At 31.3% G+C, this 21,746-nt stretch carries 18 protein-coding genes; 2 read left to right on the top strand and 16 right to left on the bottom strand.

Annotated elements, in window-relative coordinates; translation table 11 throughout:
• Window positions 1–285: 285 nt before the first annotated feature.
• The 12 genes from GN138_RS08370 to GN138_RS08425 all read right to left on the bottom strand — a co-directional run bounded on the left by GN138_RS08370 (window position 286) and on the right by GN138_RS08425 (window position 15,306).
• Entirely contained in the window at window positions 286–1,980 is a 1,695-nt protein-coding gene (locus tag GN138_RS08370; protein ID WP_157363356.1) for a hypothetical protein, read from the bottom strand.
• Between the two features lie 154 nt (window positions 1,981–2,134).
• Window positions 2,135–2,959 carry a DUF2726 domain-containing protein gene (locus tag GN138_RS08375; RefSeq protein WP_157363357.1) on the bottom strand — a complete coding sequence of 275 codons (825 nt, stop codon included), beginning with the start codon at window positions 2,957–2,959 and terminating at the stop codon, window positions 2,135–2,137.
• Window positions 2,960–3,125: 166 nt separating this feature from the next.
• The gene (locus GN138_RS08380) at window positions 3,126–3,920 is read right to left on the bottom strand and encodes a cation transporter (RefSeq protein ID WP_157363358.1); all 795 of its coding nucleotides are present in this window, start codon (window positions 3,918–3,920) and stop codon (window positions 3,126–3,128) included.
• 164 nt (window positions 3,921–4,084) lie between these two features.
• Window positions 4,085–5,086, bottom strand: a complete 1,002-nt coding sequence (locus GN138_RS08385) for a CBS domain-containing protein (protein ID WP_157363359.1) — start codon at window positions 5,084–5,086, stop codon at window positions 4,085–4,087.
• 365 nt (window positions 5,087–5,451) lie between these two features.
• Window positions 5,452–5,634 carry a hypothetical protein gene (locus GN138_RS08390; protein ID WP_157363360.1) on the bottom strand — a complete coding sequence of 61 codons (183 nt, stop codon included), beginning with the start codon at window positions 5,632–5,634 and terminating at the stop codon, window positions 5,452–5,454.
• 219 nt (window positions 5,635–5,853) lie between these two features.
• Window positions 5,854–6,462 carry a hypothetical protein gene (locus GN138_RS08395; protein ID WP_157363361.1) on the bottom strand — a complete coding sequence of 203 codons (609 nt, stop codon included), beginning with the start codon at window positions 6,460–6,462 and terminating at the stop codon, window positions 5,854–5,856.
• A gap of 225 nt (window positions 6,463–6,687) precedes the next feature.
• Window positions 6,688–7,359: a hypothetical protein gene (locus GN138_RS08400; protein WP_157363362.1), complete on the bottom strand. Its 672-nt coding sequence runs from the start codon at window positions 7,357–7,359 to the stop codon at window positions 6,688–6,690.
• Window positions 7,360–7,578: 219 nt separating this feature from the next.
• Complete coding sequence (locus tag GN138_RS08405; protein ID WP_157363363.1) at window positions 7,579–9,513, bottom strand: hypothetical protein; 1,935 nt, start codon at window positions 9,511–9,513, stop codon at window positions 7,579–7,581.
• A gap of 157 nt (window positions 9,514–9,670) precedes the next feature.
• Complete coding sequence (locus GN138_RS08410; protein WP_157363364.1) at window positions 9,671–10,399, bottom strand: DUF4145 domain-containing protein; 729 nt, start codon at window positions 10,397–10,399, stop codon at window positions 9,671–9,673.
• A gap of 242 nt (window positions 10,400–10,641) precedes the next feature.
• A complete protein-coding gene (locus GN138_RS08415) occupies window positions 10,642–11,058 on the bottom strand; it encodes a 3-hydroxyacyl-ACP dehydratase FabZ family protein (protein ID WP_157363365.1) in 417 nt (138 codons plus the stop codon).
• Between the two features lie 259 nt (window positions 11,059–11,317).
• The gene (locus tag GN138_RS08420) at window positions 11,318–14,983 is read right to left on the bottom strand and encodes a restriction endonuclease subunit S (RefSeq protein ID WP_157363366.1); all 3,666 of its coding nucleotides are present in this window, start codon (window positions 14,981–14,983) and stop codon (window positions 11,318–11,320) included.
• Window positions 14,983–15,306, bottom strand: coding sequence for a helix-turn-helix domain-containing protein (locus GN138_RS08425; RefSeq protein ID WP_157363367.1), 324 nt, complete (start codon window positions 15,304–15,306; stop codon window positions 14,983–14,985). The genes GN138_RS08420 and GN138_RS08425 overlap by 1 nt, the downstream gene beginning before the upstream one ends.
• A gap of 515 nt (window positions 15,307–15,821) precedes the next feature.
• On the opposite strand from GN138_RS08425, the gene GN138_RS08430 reads away from it, so the two are divergent.
• Both GN138_RS08430 and GN138_RS16030 read left to right on the top strand, forming a co-directional pair.
• Entirely contained in the window at window positions 15,822–16,154 is a 333-nt protein-coding gene (locus tag GN138_RS08430; RefSeq protein ID WP_157363368.1) for a single-stranded DNA-binding protein, read from the top strand.
• On the top strand, window positions 16,144–16,416 hold the full coding sequence (locus GN138_RS16030; RefSeq protein ID WP_197429330.1) for a hypothetical protein: 273 nt from the start codon (window positions 16,144–16,146) through the stop codon (window positions 16,414–16,416). The genes GN138_RS08430 and GN138_RS16030 overlap by 11 nt, the downstream gene beginning before the upstream one ends.
• Window positions 16,417–16,479: 63 nt before the next feature.
• On the opposite strand, the gene GN138_RS08435 is transcribed toward GN138_RS16030, so the two are convergent.
• The 4 genes from GN138_RS08435 to metG all read right to left on the bottom strand — a co-directional run bounded on the left by GN138_RS08435 (window position 16,480) and on the right by metG (window position 21,670).
• Window positions 16,480–17,004, bottom strand: coding sequence for a ferritin (locus GN138_RS08435; RefSeq protein WP_157363369.1), 525 nt, complete (start codon window positions 17,002–17,004; stop codon window positions 16,480–16,482).
• Window positions 17,005–17,068: 64 nt separating this feature from the next.
• A complete protein-coding gene (locus GN138_RS08440) occupies window positions 17,069–19,195 on the bottom strand; it encodes a Tex family protein (protein ID WP_157363370.1) in 2,127 nt (708 codons plus the stop codon).
• An 18-nt stretch (window positions 19,196–19,213) separates the two neighbouring features.
• The gene (locus GN138_RS08445) at window positions 19,214–19,585 is read right to left on the bottom strand and encodes a hypothetical protein (RefSeq protein WP_157363371.1); all 372 of its coding nucleotides are present in this window, start codon (window positions 19,583–19,585) and stop codon (window positions 19,214–19,216) included.
• The gene (gene metG, locus GN138_RS08450; RefSeq protein ID WP_262884647.1) at window positions 19,586–21,670 is read right to left on the bottom strand and encodes a methionine--tRNA ligase; all 2,085 of its coding nucleotides are present in this window, start codon (window positions 21,668–21,670) and stop codon (window positions 19,586–19,588) included.
• Window positions 21,671–21,746 lie beyond the last annotated feature (76 nt).

The following is a 21,746-nucleotide window of genomic DNA, read 5'->3' on the forward strand; positions in this document are numbered from 1 at the left end:
ATCTATTTTCGTTTAAAAGAGTCTCAATTTGGATTCTTTCTTTTAGGGTAAGTCGTCTATGCTTTTTTACTTTCATTATAACAAATCTATAATTTTAGATTTGTTGCGTTAAGTTATTGAATAGAGCAGGGTATGTTTAGATTACCGCTAACGGTCTCGGCTATGAGTAGTTGCGTGGGTTAGTACTTAATTTTGCAAGTACACACCAAGCTGAAAATCCGCGAGGATTTTCAGAAGTAGGCGAGAACAAGCAATTACTTATAGCCATTGTTAGGCACTGGTTTTTTATTCTTCTTTTAAAACACCTCTAAATTTATCAATAAATAATTCCGTTGGTAAATTATATGGAATATTTCTATATGTTATTGGTGTAATTTTGTCTGTCAAACGTTTATTTGCTAGTTCCATACCATATTCATAATTCGGTGTATTAATCTTAAATTTTGAGTTTAATTTGTTCAGATGACTGTCTAAAATATCTTTGAATCTTTTATCCTTTTCTTTTAAATAAGGCGACCAAAGTATAATTGTATCAATATCTATTACTGTTAAACTCTTAATGTTTGATAAATTAAATTTGTCACTTAATCTTTCTTCTAAACTTTCTAGATACCAACTGTTTAATCTGTAGTTAATTCCTAATGTCTGAAATATTCTATCGTGAACTAATAGAATAGGGTAAATCTTTAAATTATTCTTTGAATTAACATAAGAATCAAAACGGAATTTCTTTTCGAGAATTTCCTCAATTGTATTAATTAATTGACCTATTCCAACTTTATGGTTTTCATCTCCTAAAAATTTAATTTTTAGAGTTTCATTAATTTTTTCAATATCTGCAGATGCTTTTACAGCTTTTGCTATTAAAACGTCTTTGTTTTCGAATACGAATATGTTATTATTATGTCTTAAGTAATAATCAGGTTCACCTGGAAGTTCCGTGTCCGATTCGGGTTTTTTAGTAAAATATGGTTTGTGGAAGATTTCATCTAAGACTTTTTTCATTAGAAAATTTTCAGAAAACTCTTTATTAAAAAAGTTAAAGAAGTTACCATATTTTGACTTTAAATCAGAATCAGATTCATAGATTTCCTTTATTTTAAATTTTGAACTACGGTAGAATTTATCGATTACATAGAAATAATTAACAATAGAGTAGGTATGCTCTTCTATTTTATATATAGGATTAATTTTGATATATGTAAAATCTTCGTCAGTCAATATATCATCAGACGTCATTGAGGTCAGGAATTTCTCCGAATTTTCATCCTCTACTTTAAATATATAATTGTTGCTTGTTTTTAACTCTAATAATTTACCAAAGAGATATTTCATTTCTTTGAAAAAATCTTCTTCGTTGTCAGTATTAAAAGATGCAATCAAGTGCGCCTTTAAATTTTCAAATTCAGGTTCCGAGTTTAAAAAATCAAATAGAAACTCTACTTTAACCAGAGTCGTATATATTAGTTTTAAAAACTCTAAATCGTCATTTTCAAAAATTGCCAAATCGGATAGCGGAAAATTGAAAATCACACTAAAATCAACCAATTTTTCAAAATTGGAATTTGATGTACTTTCCAAATTTTGATTCTTATTGATTTCTCTATTTACAACCAAGAATGCCTTGAATAAATTTATTTCGTCTTCATCGATAGAAGAGTTTTCATTGTCTTCTAATAGTTCTTTTCTATTTGATAATATAAGTTCAGATAATTTTAAACTTGCGTGTTTAGAAACCGTTTCTGGTTTGTTTTTGATACCATTCTTCTTGCTGTAGTCAACTATCCTATCATAAATATCTTTCGCAATTTCTGGGCTAGAGAAAAAGTTATCAAAATTCGGTAAGTTATTCGTATTGAAAAACCCTATGCTTTTCAGAAGTGTTTCTCTAGAAATATTTTTAAGGTAAAATAAAACTTCTTGTTTTTCTTCTTCAGGAAACACATCCTCAAATTCGAGTCTTTGTATAATTTTTATCATAGATTTTTCGGTGTGCTTGGAAACTTGTGCCTAACGGTCTAGTGTATGATTTCGTTGCGTGTTTAAGCAACTAATTTAGCAAATACAAACCGAATAGAAAATCCGAGAGGATTTTCGTAAGTAAGCCTTTACTAGCAATGAATTATACACGGTGTTAGCACACGTAATTTTTCTTAATGTATAATTCAAATATTTCATCCATACTTTTATTCTCTTTTTTCCGCAATCTATGTAATTCCATTCCAGCTTTTTCAAATATTTCGTTTTTCATTATGTCATTTTCAATTTGTTTCGGCTTATCGTGCCAACTGCTATCTAACTCAATAAAAAACTTTGGTTTAAAGGTATCTGAATCGACAATACATAAATCCAAAGTTGACTTAAAGAAAAAGGATTTTGTCTTGTTTTCAAGTAATTCTATGATTTTGGAATTAATTATTGAACTTAAAGCTATGTTTGGTAATATTATTTCATTCTTCAGTATTCTTTTGGAAGCCAAGTAAAGTTCTTTTTCCTGTGGTGAATTAAAGATAGATTTAGAAAAATCTAATTCTCCAGAATTTCCAATTTCTACATTCAGATTAGATGCAAGTATTGTTTTCTCAATTTTCTCTGTCCGTTCGGAATTTTTATTTTTTAAAAATTCTTGAGCTTGAGTATTTTCAGTTAAAATTTTTGCGTACTGTTCAGAAGGATGTTTTTGAAATAAATATTCCGCAATTTCCAATACACAGTTTTCGGAAAGTTTTAAAACTCCGAGGTTATGATTTAATTGAAAAATTCTGGCGAGTACAATAGAAAGATTTTCATCTCCGTCATTTTCATAACGCTTTACTTCATTTATCAAATTCATTTCAAACACAGAAAAAATTGGGTCGGTTGCTAATTCTCTGCAATTATTTTCATCAGACAAAAGCTGATTTAACTTTGACCATTCTTTGGTTTGTAAATAAATCAGACAGTTTTCAGTAATATTCACTTCGTTTTGTTCTTATGTGTGCTAACGGTCTCGGCTATGAGTAGTTGCGTGGTTTAGCACTTAACTTTGCAAGTACACACCAAACTGAAAATCCGCGAGGATTTTCAGAAGTAGGTGAGAACAAGCAATTACTTATAGCCATTGTTGTGGTTAGTGTTTTTTTTATTTATTTACTCAATTTTAAAATTCTAAAAGCTCCTTGAATTACCAAAACAAAAACTATTGTTCCGATAATCAAATCAGGTTTGCTTGAACTCAACCAGTTTACCAAAAGTCCAGCTGTTATTACTCCTAAATTTATAATCACATCGTTTGATGTGAAAATCATACTTGCTTTCATATGTGCCTCTTCTTTACTTTTTGATTTTTGTAAAATGTAAAGACAAATTCCGTTTGCAATAAGTGCGAAAATTGAAACTATAATCATTGTCGAAAAGTTAGGTAATTTCTCGTCTCCGAAAAATCTCCTTAAAACTTCTACAAATCCAATAATTGCAAGTGTTATTTGAAAATATCCAGCAAGTTTGGCAATCCGTTTTTTCTTTATTACTGTTCCGCCAACCGCAAACAAGCTAATTCCGTAAACGAAACTGTCCGCAAGCATATCTAAACTGTCGGCAACCAATCCCATTGATTTTGAGATTATTCCTGTTGTCATTTCAATTATGAAAAACGCAAAATTTATGGCAAGTACAGACCAGAGTAGTTTTTTTTGGTTTGCATTTTCATTAAATTCCGTTTGGTCAGTTTGTTCAGTCGAGATTTTCTTTCCGCCTAAATTCAGTTCGATAACTGACTTTTCAATTTGGTCAGTTTCTCCGCTATGAAAAACGGTCAGTTTTCGGTTCGGAATGTCAAAGTCCAAATTCGCAATACTTGAAATTCCGTCCAATTTCATTCGGATTAGATTTTCCTCTGAAGGACAGTCCATTTTAGTAATCTCAAATATTGTTTTATTCATTTAGTTTCTCGGTTTTTTTACATTAACCACAACGTGTTTGTATATGGTTTGTTGCGTGGTTTAGAACGTAATTTAGCAAATAAAAACCGAATAGAAAATCCGCGAGGATTTTCGTAAGTAGGCTAGAACTAGCAATAAATTATATACGGTGTTAGGCAAAGTAATTATTTCAATATTTCACTTAATCTCAAGAAAAATTTTGATGTTTCTCTTAAAGTTGATTTATCATTATCTGAAATTCCATCGGGATGAAAATGCATAACATCATTTCTAATTCTTCTTACTTCATTCAATCTTGCGATGAATGTTTTTCTATCGATTAAAATATTTAGTCGGTCCCAATTTTCGGCATTCTCCATAATCCTGATATATTCTCCGAAAGTTAGGTCTGAAATCAAATGAATTTCTTTGTTTTCATCCGTGGCTTTTACGTAGTTTTTTATTTCGGCAAGAGTGAATTTACCATCTAAAATTTTTCTTATGTGGTTTTCAATTTCTTCTAATATTAAAAACGGTTCTGTTAACATTAAAAACTGTTCACTAATGTCAGTTGTAGTCACTATTCCAGATATTTCCATTTTATCATTACGAACGAGGATTGTTTCTTTGGATATTATTTTTTTGATAGCATCGAATAATGGGGCTTCGTAATCCAAAATTTCAACATCTTTTGACATATAATCCCTAACGAATTTTCCAGAACTATTTTGAGTTAGACATTGACCAATTGTTTTCCAAGTAATGATTCCGTCAACTTTTCGAGTGTCAGACATAACAGGTAATTGGGAATAGTCGTGAAGCATCATAAGTGTAATTGCTTCACTCAATTCTGCATCTCTATTTATTGAAATTGGTGGTTTGTTAGCTGATGGTAATAGTTTAATTCTATTTATAGGGTCATAATCAATTTCAGCATCTTGTTTCTTTTTGTTTATTCTGACCTTTTCAGCTTGTTTTAATTCAACATTTCCCCAAAGATAAGTTGTTGCAAAATCAGGAACTACTTCTATTTTATGTCTTTTCAAATAGTTCTTAATAATTATATTATTGTATTTCGACCTCCTTTCGCAATGAAAGTACCATAGCAACTGTTTTGTAAGTAGAACAACAACCTTATTTTCTTCTTTTATTTCTTTTATTATTTCCTCAAATTCTGGTTTTACCATAAAGTTGCTTTTATTTTGCCTAACGTGTTTGTATATGGTTTCGTTGCGTGTTTAAGCACTAAAGTTAGCAAATAAATCACAGGTAGAAAGTCCGCGAGGACTTTCGTAAGTAGGCTATAACTAGCAATGAATTATACACGGTGTTCTACGCAGTTTTTATTCCGCCTAATTTTTCGTTCAGTTTTTTAATTCCGTAAACTTGCTAAATTCCGCAAGAGTTGATTCCGTTTTACAGTTCAGCACAACATTTATAAATTCCGTTAGAGTAATAATTCCGTAAAAATAAATTTAGCGTGCAGTTCCGATTTATTCTTATTTTTTTCAGCCGTTTTTAATTCAGTTCTTTTAAAATTCGGTTGAAATTTTTATACTTTTTCTTTATTCTTTTTATAAATATTGTAAATCAAAGAAATGATTGGTAAAACTAAAATCAAAATCCAGTCCATTCCATCAATGGTAAAACCATCTTTATACAGAAAAGACGATGCTTCATAAATGATTAAAAATATAAAAATTAGTAACGGTGTAGTAAATATGTTTGTTTTCATTTTGTTTTAAAATATATTGGTTAATTCATCAGATTAGTATGAAATTATTCTTTTTTGTTACAAGATTAGTCTTAAATTGCGTAGAACGGTCTTGGCTATGGTTTCGTTACGGAATGGTACGCGAGTATCATTCCGCAGTAACCATAAATTTAGCAAAAAGGCTCGAAATTCCGATTAGGAATTTCAGCCGTAATGAACTATAGCCGTTGTTGTAGCCAGTTATTTTAAATATTTATTAATCATCTCTTTATTCGACAAGTCTATCAGTTCCGAACTATTCCAGTCCATCAAAACTAAATTCCATTTTTCACCAACTTTGGAAAGCACGTCAACAACTTTTTCGTGATTCAGTCCGAATAGATTCGTAATCCAGATATTCTCGACTTTATCATTCTCAAAATCAAAATAAACTGCTGAATATTCTTTTCCATATCCAATTGTGTTTTCACTTTTCACTCGGTAATCACTTCCGTATCCAGTTATAACTTCCGTATGTTTTTCAGTTCCGAGTTCAGTCAACAGTTTTTCAAGTTCCGTTCTCTCAATTTCTCGGCTTTTTAAACTCACTTTGTTTTCTTCTCTAACATAGATATCCGAATTTCCTTTTTCGGCAGTAAAATCAGCTATGTTGTCCGCTAGTTTTAGTAAATCCGATAAGTTCTCTTTTGGTATAATCTCTATTTGGCAGAAATCATCTTCGTGATAGAAAATTGTTCCTTTTGCTCTGTATTCCGTTTTTGTCAATTCCGAAGGTGCAGTTTTTGTATTTGACTTTGTAAAATAAACCAAAGCGAATATTGCTATTATAATTCCTATTCCAATTGCCATTCGTGATTTCATTTTTCTAATTGGCTACAACGGTCTAGTGTATGGAACGTAGCGTATAAAAAGACACTAACTTTTCGGATAAACACAGAGCCGAATTTTTATATTTTGTTTTTAATTTATCAATTTTTAAAAGCCAAATTAAAAATTTGGCGGACTTTCTAAATATACAGAAACCTTTGGTTTTCGCACTTATTAGCTATGTTTTATACACCTTGTTGTGTGTAGTTATTTTTCCACTATAAGACTCTTTTCAGATTCCAATTCCATCATACTCATTTCTCCTCCTAAATAATAAGAAGGCAAATTACCTTTAATTCCTAATCTGTAAATTCCGATTCCTGAAAGTCGCTTTTCCTCTCGTCCGTCAGGAATTAATCTGAATCTTGAAAAGTATGGTTTATCTGGTTTTACATATTCGCTTTGTATTCCAAAACATTCAATCATTAATTCTTTTCCTGAAATGCGACCATATTTATTTTCTAATAAAGTAGACTTCTTATTAGATTGTTGTTGACTTGTTGGGAATATAACAACTTTAGAAGTGTCAAGACCTTTTAATTCTTGCTCGTTTATCTCCGAGAACTTGATAAAATCGTTAAATTCGGTTTCATTTTCAAAAGATTTATTTGTCCAGAATAATCCAGAAAAACAGTTAAGTCTCAGAGGTAAATTAGGTTTGTGTTTTTCTACTTCTTTTTCTGTCAACTTTAAATGTTCAATGAATTCCGAGTTTTTTTCAAAGAAATCTTTCGGTGTTCGTAAGTAAATTAAAGTTCTATTTTTACTGTAAACAAAAGTATTGTCTTCTTTAATCGTTAAATAAAATACTTCATTGTTATCAAACATTACTATTCGAATCCGATTGTCTCTGAATTTATAAATATCTCCTATTTGCATAGATTTTTGTCGGTCTCGTTTAATTACACACAACGGCTTCGGCTAAGGTTAGTACGGGATTAAATTAACATTTAATTTCGGATTAAGCGATTAGCCAAAACTTTTTATTTTGTTTTATCTTTTTCTGTTCTAAAGCCAAATCAAAAGATTTGGCGGACTTTATAAAAATACACTAACTTTTGGATTAAGCACTAAAACCCGTATTAATTTTAGCCATTGTTAGCAGTAGTTTTTGTTTATTACTATATCGTCTTCAATTTTTAATAAAGTCAAGATTACTATTTTCAGGATTAAGAAATAATCATTTTTATGTTTTTGTTCAGATTGAGTATTTGTTCCGTGAGAATATTTATTTCTTAAATCATATCCGTTAGTGTATATTTTTTGGTTTAAATAAAAGTTTAAGTATTTCACTTCTTCTTTAGAGAACAATGTGTTTTCAATAAATAATTTTTTCTCTTTTATTAGTATGTCAATTTCATCTCTAACAAATTTTGGATAATGCCAGTAACTCAATAATTCATTTCTATGTAATTCTCTAATGATGTATATTAAAGTGATTTTATCTATTTCTATAATATTTTTTTCATTAATGGTAAGATAACCATCTTTAATGAGATTTTGTATTACGTCTTTTTGGTAACTTGAAAAATCATCTATGTTGACAGTTTCCTTTATTAATAAGTCAAATAAATTTTTATGTTTTGTGCCAAAGGTTTCAGTGTAGTACATATGACTTTGGTCGGAAAAAAATAGATGCTTAAGTTGTAGAATTAAACTATGATTTGAATACACATATTTACAGTTGTTAAGACTGATAATTTGACTAAATCCAATGGGTTTAGAACTCATTTGTAGAAGTTCTATGTCTATTTCACCGTCTTCAGATAAGTTTTTATATTGTTTTAATAAAAAATCAAAATCAGGTAAAAGAGTTCTGATTTTATCTAATTCAGGAGAACCTGAAACTCTAACTTGAAATATTAAATTATTAGATTCAAGTAGCTCGTTTATATGTGCAACATATGAATTGATTATTTGTTCAATTCCGATATTTCTTCCTTTAAGATAATGTTCAAATAAATTTAGTTGTATAATGGATAACATTTCTTTTTTTCTAAATATCTCTCCAACTTCATACTCATTTTTTGATTTTAAACCCATTACACGTTCTAAAACATCTAATTCAGAAGTTTTACTTACGAAATATATTAGTGAGGTTTCATCTATATAATTGAATAGAAAGCCAAAAACTTTAAATAAATCAACTTGTTTTTCAATACTATTTAGGAATTTTTCGCTGTAGGTTACATCAAGTATTCCATTTTCATTTTTAAATATTACTGGTTCATCTTGGTCTTTTTTTAGTCCGCCTTGAACTCTAATACTCCAAGTATTTCCTTTTTCGATTATTTCATTATTTTGTTCTTTAGCCTTTTTCTTTGCTCTATACCTTGTTTTGTCAGAAAGTTTTAAATCATTTGAGTTTTTTGAATTTTCGATTAATCTGAGATAATTTAGGTTAGAGTCATCGGAGTCTATGTAACTATTGATTATTTTTTCTTTATCCTCTAAGCTTAAATTTTTTGGGAAGTAATATTTGGGGAGTTTTGTTTCATTTCTACTTTCTTCAAATTGAGAAAGTAAAATTTCAGCAGATTTTTTATATGACATTAGAAAATCCCTGATTACTTTATTGAATTTTTGAACAATGTTTTTTTGAAGAAGTATGTTATTAATTTGACTTGAGAAATTTTCAAGAATTTCACTAAATGTAGGATGAGATATGTTTTTATAAACACTTAGCTTATTAATTAATTCCCAAAAGTTTTCTTTATAATTATACTCTAAGCCTTCTAATGTTTTCTCTATGTTTAAATCGTTAAGTTCTAAAATTTTATTTTTTAGACTTAACCATTTTTTTTCAACTATTTGATTGTATTTCTCTTTATCAGAGTCATCCCATTTTGTTAAAAATAAATTGTTGTCGAAATATAATTTTATGTTGTAAAATTCAAATAGGTCATTAAACGTGAAACCTTGGTCATAATTTAAATTGTCTAATAATTTCTCTGCTTTAGTCAGACTATGACCTGTAGCCATATCTTCTTTTGAATAAAATACTATTCTATTAATTCCTTTTCTTGAGCTCACATTTTTTATCGAATTACTGCTAACGTCTCGTATAAGCGTCAGTTACGGGTTAAATTAGCGATTATTTTTGGTTTAGCACAGGCTTAGGCAATTCCGAGTGGATTCGGACGTAGTCGAATCCGCCGTAATTGCGTTTATACATTGTTGTGCATAGTATTTATTTTTTTAATCTTTTACTTTTCAACTTCATTCCTTTACTTGGAATCTCGTACAATGTATCAAATACATTTTCAACTATTTCAATTGCTAAATTCAAATCCTCTTTCGAGGGAAGTGAAAGCTCGTGAACTGCCTCATTTCCTAAAAATCTGTGTTCGTGTAAAATGTCAGCATATTGAGCTGTAAGTTTTCCGCTTTCGTGAAGTCCGTTTATTTTTCCCTGAAGATTAGTTCTTAATTTTTTGTCTTTAGAACCGTCTTTTTTGATTATTTCTACATTTCCGCCTGTTATTCCATTTTCTTGACATAACCCTTCAACTAACGCTCTTACTCCGGCTCCACAAAGTGTCAGATTTCCGTTGTTGTAGCTGTCAATTGTCTCACTATATATTCTTTGCAAATTGTATGGAACATTGAAATAATGTTTTGTTGTCAAAGTGTCTTTACCTCTTTTAGGGTAAATACGAATTGTTGGTATTGGTCGATATTCGTGGTCTGTGTTTTCTGAATTTATTGAGTAATATCTGAATGAAACGGTATCACAACCTAAACATTGAATAATCTCGTAATCTGTATTCCAGTCGAACGAAGCATAATTCCCCCAAGGTTCAGTTCCTTTTTCATTAATAGAGGTAAGAACTTTATGTTTGGTTGTATTTTCGCAGGAAGTACAGAGAACCTTTTCAATTTTGTCTTTTGTTTTATCGTTTTCAAATTCAACTTTCATTGATTTTCGGTTTTCTGAATATTATGCACAACGGTCTCGGCTATGAACAGTTGCGTGTGTTAGTACAGACTTTTGCAAGTATACCACAAGCTGAAAATTCCTGCGGAATTTTCAGGATAAGCCTGTAATAGCAATTATTTATAGCCATTGTTGTGCGTTCGTTTTTTATTCATACTTTTTTATTTCATTAATCCAGAGTAAAGCTCAATTTTTCTTCAGTTTGGTTAATTCCTTTATGTTTTTTATTTGTCAATTCTGGCACAAATCCAAGTCGCTTCAGCAATTGGTTCATTTCTTGCATATGCAATTCCAGATTGTTTTATTAACCTGTCGCTCACTCTAATGTTTTTAATGACATATTTAATCTCTTCATTGTAAGTCACTCCTTTTAAAAAAGTTACTTTTGACATACTTGCCAATCCGAAAAATCCATTTGCAAGTCCAGCTTTCTTAACTCCTGCGCCTCCACATTGAGCCATTGATTCAACCAAAATCATTCCTGGAATAAAATTATATTCAGGGAAACTACCTGTTAACATATTGTTCGATTTGTCAAAACTTTTTATTCCAATAATCTCTTTTTCATTTGCAGTTAGAATTTTATCTACAAACAAAAAAGGAAATCTGTGTGGAATTAATTTTTCTATTTCTGTTTCCATTTTTATTCAGGATTTCGTTTTTCAAATGACTCACAACGGTCTCGTGTATGAGTAGTAGCGGATTTCTAGGCATTAACTTTCAGTTTAGCACTGACCTTTGTTTTATGTTTATACTTTCGTTTTATCACTTAAACCGCTATTACTTATACACATTGTTCTCTGCTGGCTTTTTCATTCCGTTTGTCTGTCAGCGTTGGCGTGAAAGCACATTGCAACCGCAGGAACGAGGATTGCAATGTGCTTGAACATTGCGTTGGCTTTATTCCAAACACTTTTTCAATATCGTTTCTTTCTGTTTTGGAATTTTAGCTATTTGTGTTTCTAATTCGTTTATCTTTTTTTCCAGTTTTTCAATTTCAGAAGCAATTTTTTCTTGTTCTTTTAGAGTTGGTAAAAGAATCTCTATTGGTTTTAAATTCATCACAGATAAACCTGGCTGTGCAGTTCCTGTTGCATATTGATTCAAATTCATAAAAACCAACTTGTAATGTAACCAAAAAGTGTCTACACTTTCTTTTGTATAAGCTACTAAAGCGTGTTCTGTGGCGTGAAATTTCCCATCTACTAAATGAATATTTCCACATAATGCTCCTTGTCTTCCGACTAAAGAAAATAATCCGTCATTAGTATAAGTTTCCGTATAACCTCTTAAACCATTTCCTCCATAGCAAGGAAATAAGTTAGGTTTAGAAACCTTTTCTATATCGCCAGCTTTAACAAATTTACCTGCTTTTAATTCGCAAACTTCATCTAATCGTTTTTTAGTTCCTTTGTTGTCAATAAAGTATTGCTTTATTTCACTTCTAAGATTGTTAATGCCTTTGACAGCTTTCTCTTCTTGTTTTTCTAAAACCTCAATTTCAGAAACTATTTTTTGTTGAACTTTTATTGGTGGTAGAGGAATCTTTATCGAGTTAATAACACCTGACAAATTGTTTATGTTAGAACCGCTTCCAATATCCCTAATTGATTGCCTTAGAATTGTATTCAGAAGTTGAAAAATGTATTTTGATTCATTACCCTTCACTCTAATAATTCCCATAAAACCACCAGCAAAATACTCTGTATCATCATTTATAAAAGCAACCTTTCCCAAATGTTGCTTACTTCCACTTGAAAAACAAATGAAAATATCGTTCTTTTTTAATCTCTTTTCTTCAGAAATTTTGAAGTCGGTATTTAAGAAAATTTCCTTGTTTAGTTCAAATTTCCCACTTAAAGTAATGTTGTCTGCCGTTAAAATAATTTTATCGGTTGTGTTATTTGATTGGTCACTTTTTGAATAAGTAACACCTCTTATAATTTTTGCAACTTCATCAAATCTTTTACTTTCCCACTTACTCTCAATTTTTACTTTTTTTTTAACCGTAAGCGAAATGTTTTTTTCAAAATCTGCTCGGTCAAAGGTTAGCATATCAATTAAGTTTTGATAGCTTACATTTTCTTTTAGAAATTCGGGAATTTCTAAATTAAATTTATTTTCCGTAAAAGCCTTATGAATGTATGTGCTTGCTTTGTTCTCGTTTGCAAAGTCTTTTATGTCGTATAGTTGTGTGCATTCATCAATAGTTTTGCTACGTTGAATTGGATGCATTCCTTCACTTCCTCTACGGTTGCTAAATTCGTAACCTAAAAACTGCTTTTCTTTGTTTTTTTGTCCTGTCTTTACTAAAACAACTTTTTGATTAAAAGACAGAATGAAATAAAGTAGTTTTTCTTTTTCTACGTCTAATATTTTAGCCAATTTATCTTCTTCTTTTTTGGCTTTAATTTTCTTGTCGTATTCTTTAAATATTTCGTGCTGTTTTATAGAATTACTTGGCTTTTTCTGTAATAAGGTTTTATAATCTTTAAACGCAACATCTTCCCAAACGTGGATTAAGTATTTAGCTATTGGTTTTTCAATACCGTTTATGGTAATGTCTTTATGATTAGTAAAGAATGTTGTTAAAGATTTTTCAACTTGTTCAGCAATGGTATCTTCTCTACGCTTTAAAAATAGCGTAACTGTATTTGTGCCAGTTGCCATAAATGTTGCCGAACCCAATTCGGTAATTGCTACAACATCAAATGATTTTAAAATAATTTCTCTTGCTTGTGCATAAATACCTGAATTACTTAAAATAGAACTCGGTAAAATTATGGCAGCAATTCCATCAGTTTTTAATAATTGTTTTGTTCGTTCAATAAACAAACATTCTATTTCAGAACTTCTATCTGTTAGACTGTCAAAAAGTTCAAAGTCTTTGTTGGCATAAATGTTTTTTAAATCGCCTTTAAAAGAGCTTACAGAATAGGGCGGATTAGAAACAATGAATGAGAATTGAGATTTTTCTGCATTCTTTTTTAGTAAACCTCTATAACTTTTAGAGTATTTGAAATTGTCTAATCCATCTCCGTGAATTACTTGTGCTAAACCATCCCCATAAAAATAGCAACCAACTTTAGCAACTTTTACTAATCGGTAATCTTTTTCAATTCCGTAAACATATTTACTTGCCCAATCGTATTTCTTTTTTCTCCAAACTTCGACAAAATCTTCTGCTTCTTGTGTTTCCAATTTTGACGTGTCAATATCTTGCTCAATCACACGTTGGTATTCTTCCATTACTTCGGTTAAGAAGTGGCCGCTACCAACACTATAATCAATTACAGCAGGAAGTTCTGGAATAGACTGATTTAATTGCTCTTTTATGTATTGAGAAATAGGCAAAGAACGAACAATAAAACGAGTAATTGGTGGTGGCGTAAAAAACTGACCCGCTTCTTGTTTTAAACCTGTTGTTAATAGTCGTTCAAAGAAATCGCTTAAATGTTGCTGTTTTCTTGGGTAACGAATTTGATATTTTTGAAGTAACTGTACTACTTCTTTTAGTACTTTTTGATTGTCTTCAAAAGTTTCTTCATCAAAAACATCTTTAATGTCATAAACCTTGTTGAAAAGAAGAATATGCTTCTTTTTTTCTTCTAACTCTTTTTGAGTTTTGTAGCTGAACATATCATCTGAAATTCCTCTAACTTCTTTTTTAAGGAAGTCGTACATTCCAGATTTATAAAGGTTAATTAGTCGAATTTGGAAATCTACAGCGTTGTCTTTATGCTCTTTCCATTGAAAATCAAGTTCTTTATTGTCTCTCTTTTTCTCATCAAATATTTTTGCTAAGAAAAGATTGAAAATTTTGTTGAAAGCATTTGGTTTGTCAGAAACAGAGTGTTTTCTAAGAATTGATAAAAATTCATGAAATATCTTTTTACTATCTTCTTCGTTAAGTGGTTTTAAATCTTTTTTTGTTAGTTTTTTACTTTCAAAAAGATATGGTTTTACCCAATCGTCAAAAATTCCGTTAGTGTTGGTTACTTTATTCCATCTATCAAAAACATCTTCTACATTTCCAGCTTGTCGGTAATGGTCTTCGATTTTTATGATTTCATTTCTAAATTGAACTGTGTTTTTGTCAAGTTTAGAAGCATAGAGCATTAAAATATCAGCCGATTTATCTTGTTGAAAGTAAGTCATTAACTGACCACCATCTTTTTCAGTTTTCTTAAACTCTTTTTCAAATTCCTTTCCCCAAGTTTTGCATTCAATCATTAAATATGCAGAACCATCTTCACGAGTTACTAAAATATCAAGCCAACCGCCACTTGCTCCGTGACCAACTTTGTATTTTTTTTCTAAGATTATATTTTCGGGTTTGTAGCCCTTTTCAAGAAGTCTGTCCACACATTCTAAAACCACCCAATTTTCTTGTTGCGAAAAATTTTGAGTTGTTTCTCTTCCTGCGGTTATTTTGTTTCCGAAGTCAAATTGTTTTTTTTCAAAATCAATTTCAATAGCGTAGCTATTATATTTCTTGTGAAATATTCCCGAAGTATTTTCTTTAGGTTTAAACCCTAATGCTTGTATGAGTTTCTTTTCTTCCATTAGAATTTTAATTTTCCTTGTTTAGCATTTACTGCTTTGATATAAGTTGATTGGTTTTCTGCAACTTTAAAAATGTTATCAGAGCAATTGTATTCATACGCTTCTTTTGCAAATTTGTCTGCAAAATACAAGTCCTTAACTTGATTGTAATCTAATTGAAATAGTTGGGCAAGTAATTCTAATTTAGCGACTGGAAATCGCTTTCGGTCATTTTCTATTTTGCTAACGGCAGGCGTGTTAATCTTCACTTTCGCTCCGAATTCGGTCTGACTCCAACCTTTATTTTCTCGGTTTGTTTTTATGTAGTTTCCGAAACTTGCCATTAATTCATTATACTTTTTATTGTTTTACCCAATTTTGGCAAATTTATGAATTCTTACTTCTGTAAGCAATTTTTTGGACATATAAAAATCATTTTTCAAAATCTCATCATTGGCGTGGGGAAAGGCAAGCTCTTTTTATTTTGTGAGGTACGAACAAAATGAAATGTGCTTGACTGTGCGGTGGGTTTTCAGCTTGCAGAGAACACTTATATATACGAAAGTGTCTCTCCAAATGTAATAAAAATAATTTAATCCATTATAGTACTAATATCCTTCATTACAAGGGTTTATTTAGTTTCGTGTTTTGAATATCATGAAGTTATACAATTCGTTTTAGGCCTGTTATTGATATATAAAATACGCATATTAATATATGTTTTTAAATATTTGTAAACAATTACAAACGAATGTAAGTAAGTAAATACCGATTAAAATTTGGAAAGCTTCACATCTTTGCAATGTCGAAACATTAGAACTCGATAGTATTAACTGTTTAACCATTAAATTTAGAAAACATGAACACACTTAAAAACAAAGTACAGTTGATTGGTAACTTAGGTAATGACCCAGAAATCACCAATTTCGAATCCGGAAAAATATTGGCTAAATTCTCTATTGCTACAAACGATAGTTATAAAAATGCCCAAGGAGAAAAGATTACAGATACCCAATGGCATAATGTGGTTGCTTGGGGTAAAACGGCTCAGATTGTTGAGAAATTTATCACTAAAGGAAAGGAAATTGCCATAGAAGGAAAGCTTACAACTAGATCTTGGCAAGATAAGGAAGGGATGAAGCGTTATACTACAGAGATCGTTTGTAATGAATTATTGATGCTTGGAAAATAATATTGATTTAATTTTCAATAATAAAGAGCAGTTTACACCTGCTCTTTTATTTTTTATTACTTCGACTTACGCAACCTTTTTCATTAAATCAAAGCAAGGGCATTTTTTACAGCGCTTGCTTTCTGATTTTTTAAATTTCTTACAGCATTTAGATTTAACTTTACCTAATGCTGCAATACCAGAAGCTTCAAGAACTTTTATACGTTCTTTTTTAAGACTTTTATTTTTCTTTTTTTTGCCCATATCTGTTTCCTTATTTTAAGGAAATAGTGAAAATTCAAAGCAAAAATAACTATTTTAATTTATTCTAAATAAAATTTAACAGTTAAATACCTGTTCCAGGTGTCTGTGCCGCAGAACTTACGGTTAATTGTTGAATGTCTCTATCAAATAAATACAAGCCACCCTTATCATCTCCAATCATATTTATTTTATCTAAAATGGTTCTCGCCATAGCTTCTTCCTCTATTTGCTCGGCAACGTACCATTGTAAAAAGTTATGTGAGGCGTAGTCTTTTTCTTGTAATGAAATATGAACTAGTTCGTTGATACTTTCAGATACAAAAATTTCGTGTTTTTGAAGTTTTTGAAACATTTCTTGAAAAGAGTCAAACGTTACATTAGGCGCATTTAATTCTGAAATATGTGCATGTCCTCCACGTTCGTTAACAAACTTTACTAGTTTTAGCATATGCTCACGTTCTTCATCAGATTGATCATACATAAAATTAGAAATTCCTTCTAAACCTTTGACCTCTGCCCAAACTGCCATGGCTAAATATACTTGAGAAGATTCGGCCTCTATACGTATTTGCTTATTTAAAGCATTTTCTATGGTTTTTGATAACATAATTTTTATTTAATATAAAGATAAATATAGTGAAAGTGGTTTTAAAACTTAAGTTCTTTATACATTATTTATGAAGCTTCAACTGAATCCGTTTTCTTGCCACATCAACCTCTAAAACCTTTACAATGATTTGTTGATGCAGATGCACATGTTCATTAACATCCTTTACAAAACTGTCTGATAAGTTAGACACATGTATTAAGCCACTTTCTTTAATCCCAACATCTACAAAACAGCCAAAATTGGTAATGTTATTTACAATACCTGGTAGTAATTGACCTTCGTGCAAATCTGTAATTGTTTTAATGTTCTGATTAAATGTGAAAACCTTAGCAGTTTCTCTAATATCTAATCCAGGTTTTTCTAGCTCTTTAATAATATCTTTAAGCGTTAATAAGCCAATTGTCTGAGACACATATTTTTTTAAATTTATCTTTTGAAGAATGGCTTTATTACCAATTAATTCTGAGAGCGAAATTCCTTCGTCTTTTGCCATTTGTTTTACAATAGCATAACGTTCTGGATGCACAGCAGAATCATCCAAAGGATTTTTAGCATTTTTAATTCGAAGAAATCCAGCACTTTGTTCAAAAGCTTTTCCGCCTAAACGTGGTACTTTTAAAATGTCTTTTCTAGATTTAAAAACACCATGTTCCGTTCTGTAATTAAAAATGTTTTCGGCTAATTTTGGTCCAATTCCAGAAACATAACTCAATAAGGGTTGACTCGCTGAATTAATATTAACGCCAACTGCATTCACGCAATTTTCTACAACAATATCCAATTGTTTTTGAAGTTTAGTTTGGTCTACATCGTGTTGGTATTGCCCAACACCAATAGATTTAGCATCAATTTTTACCAATTCCGCTAATGGATCTTGCAAGCGTCGTCCAATAGAAACCGAACCTCTAACCGTAACATCGTAATTAGGAAATTCTTCTCTAGCAATTTTTGAAGCTGAGTAAATACTTGCACCTGCTTCGCTCACCACAAAAACTTGAATGTCATTTTTAAATTGAATTTTACGGATTAAGGCTTCCGTTTCTCGTGATGCTGTACCGTTTCCTATTGCAATAGCTTCAATTTTATACGCTTCTGCTAAACTCGAAATCTTCTTTATGGCTCCAATACTATCGTTTTTTGGCGCATGCGGATAAATGGTTTCGTTGTGCTTTAAATGACCTTGTGCATCTAAACAAACCACTTTACAACCCGTTCTAAAACCTGGATCTATTGCGAGTACACGTTTTTCACCAATAGGCGAACCCAACAACAATTGTTTTAAGTTTTTAGCAAAAACGGTAATGGCAGATTCGTCCGCTTTTTCTTTAGCATTACTTAAAGCTTCGTTACTTAACGACGGAAAAAGTAAACGTTTGTAAGCATCTGAAATGGCCAACTCTATTTGGTCTGCGCAGGCATTATTGCTGCGTATTATTTTATTATCAATACGTTCTAAAACTCTAATCTCATCGACTTCAATTTTTACACGGATAAAGCCTTCGCTTTCGGCTCGTAAAATAGCTAATAATCGGTGTGAAGGAATTCGGTTTAAGCTTTCTGACCAATCAAAATAATCTCTAAATTTTTGAGCCTTTTCATCTGTAGATTTAGACTTAATAACTTTAGTGCTTATTTGGGCACGTCGCTCTAATTCGTTTCGTAGGTTGTTTCTAATATCGGTACGCTCATTAATCCACTCGGCAATAATATGTCTGGCGCCTTCTAAAGCCTCTTCTGTGGTTGAGATGTCGCCTTTTACGTATTTGTAGGCAACAGATTCTATATCATTAGCATTTTGGCTCATGATGATTTTAGCCAAAGGTTCTAAGCCATTTTTACGAGCCGTTTCTGCTTTTGTTTTTCGTTTTTTCTTAAAGGGTAAGTATAAATCTTCAAGCGTAATTAAATCTTGAGTTTTTAAGATTTTTTGTTTGAGGTCTTCGGTTAAAATGGCTTGTTCTTCTAAAGTTTTTAAAATGGCAACTTTACGTTTTTCTAAAGTTTCAAATTGTTCTTTAAATTTAACGATGTCTCCAATTTGTACTTCGTCTAAATTTCCTGTGGCTTCTTTTCTGTAGCGCGAAATAAAAGGAATGGTGCAATCTTCGTTTAAAAGTTCTATGGTGTTTTTAATTGAAGATTCTAATAATTGGGTATGAGTTAATATATATTGTATTAATTGAGCCATTAAAAGGTAGGAGTTAAATTAATTATCAAAACAATTTCTAATCATCATTTCGCAAGACGCGTATTTATTAGAAATTTCTTTTATCTGTTCTAAGGCTTGTTCTATTTTATGTCGCTCGTGATAAGCTGATGCTGAGCCTCCAGAAATTAAACCAATAACTAGAGTTAGTAATCCAGATTTTGTTTCAATGGCATCTAAATTTAAACTCGGAATAGTTTTTACGTAATTGAGCACAAAGTCATCATCAATATTCTCAAATAAATAGGCTTTTATCTCTTCGTTATATTGAGAGAAAGCCTCAATTTCTGGCATATTGCCTTTAGTTCTAATAAGGCGCTCTGCTTGAGCTTGTAAATCTATAACTTGTCTTGTTATTGATGGTTTAGCCATTTAACTAATCTGTAAGCCATTATTTACGCCATCCACATCAGGATTTACAAACACCAAATTACCACCTTCATCCTCAGTCATTAAAATCATACCTTGGCTTTCTACACCTCTTAATTTTCTTGGTGCCAAGTTGACTAAAACGGTAACGCGTTTTCCAACAACGTCTTCTGGTTTAAAGCTTTCTGCAATACCAGAAACGATGGTTCTTGTATCAATACCTGTATCTACTTTTAAGACTAAAAGCTTTTTGGTTTTAGGCATTTTTTCGGCTTCGAGAATCGTACCAACACGTAAGTCTAGTTTGGTAAAATCTTCAAACGTAATTTCTTCTTTTTGAGGTTCTGTTGCTTTATTGGCTGCTTCGTTGGCTTTTTTATTTGCTTCAAGTTTGTCTAATTGTTTCTGAATGGTTTCATCTTCAATTTTAGAGAATAATAATTCGCCTTTATTGATTTTATGATTTGCAGGAATTAGGACATCTTTAGTTGAAATATCTTCCCATTTAGATTCTGAATCAAGTTCAGAATGACAAAGGATTCCTTTCAATTTCGTTGAGGTAAACGGTAAAAACGGTTCAGATAACACCGCTAAAGCAGATGCGATTTGTAGAGCAACAAACATTACGGTTTTAGTACGTGCTTCGTCTGTTTTAATGGTTTTCCAAGGTTCTTCGTCTGCTAAATATTTGTTTCCTAGTCGTGCTAAATTGATTAATTCTTGGCTAGCTTCTCTAAAACGGTAACGCTCAATAGAACTAGAAATCACTGCAGGATATGCTTTTACAGCCGCTAAAGTTTCTTCGTCTATTGCAGCATATGCTGAAGGTTCTGGGATAACACCTTCGTAATATTTGTTAGTTAAAACCACAACACGGTTAATAAAGTTCCCGAAAATAGCCACCAATTCATTATTGTTTCTGGCTTGGAAATCTTTCCACGTAAAATCGTTATCCTTTGATTCTGGTGCATTTGCTGTAAGTGCATAACGCAACACATCTTGTTGATTAGGAAAATCGATTAAATACTCTGGTAACCAAACAGCCCAGTTTTTAGAGGTTGACAATTTCTTGCCTTCTAAATTTAAAAATTCATTAGCTGGCACATTATCTGGTAAAATATAAGACCCTTCGGCTTTTAACATGGATGGGAAAATAATACAGTGAAATACAATGTTATCTTTTCCAATAAAGTGGACGAGTTTAGTGTTTTCGTCTTTCCAGTAATCTTCCCAATTTTTACCTTCGCGTGCAGCCCATTCTTTTGTAGAAGAGATGTAACCAATAGGTGCATCAAACCATACGTAAAGCACTTTGCCTTCGCCACCTTCTACAGGTACCGGAATTCCCCAATCTAAATCTCTAGTCACGGCTCTTGGACGTAAACCATCGTCTATCCAAGATTTCACTTGGCCGTAAACATTAGGTTTCCAGTCTTTTTTATGACCTTTTAAAATCCATTCGCGTAAAAACGCTTCGTGTTTATTAAGTGGTAAAAACCAGTGTTTTGTTTCTTTTAAAGTTGGTACATTTCCTGTTATGGCAGATTTAGGATTAATTAAATCTGTTGCATTTAGGCTTGTTCCACAGTTTTCACACTGATCGCCATAAGCCTCTTCATTGCCACATTTTGGACATGTACCAGTTACAAAACGATCGGCTAAAAACTGATTGGCTTCTGCATCGTAAAGTTGCTCAGTCACTTCTTCTACAAATTCATTTTTGTTGTAAAGCGTTTTAAAAAACTCTTGGGCCGTATCATGATGAATTTTTGCAGATGTACGAGAATAGTTGTCAAAAGTAATCCCAAAATCCTCAAAAGACTGCTTAATTATAGCATGGTATTTATCTACAATATCTTGAGGTGTAACGCCTTCTTTTTTTGCCTTTATAGTAATTGGTACACCATGCTCATCACTACCACAAATAAAGGCAACATCATTACCTGTTAAACGCATATAGCGTGCATAAATATCTGCAGGTACATAAACGCCTGCTAAGTGACCAATATGTATTGGGCCGTTAGTATAAGGTAAAGCTGCTGTTATGGTATATCTTTTTGACATGGTGTTTCTTTTATTAAAGCACAAAAGTAAACATTTTGAAGTGTGATTTATAATGAAAAGTGGAATCGCTTATTCTAAAAATGAAAGAAAATTCTTTGTG

Origin of the sequence: Winogradskyella endarachnes (assembly GCF_009741275.1) — a bacterium.
GTDB lineage: Bacteria > Bacteroidota > Bacteroidia > Flavobacteriales > Flavobacteriaceae > Winogradskyella > Winogradskyella endarachnes.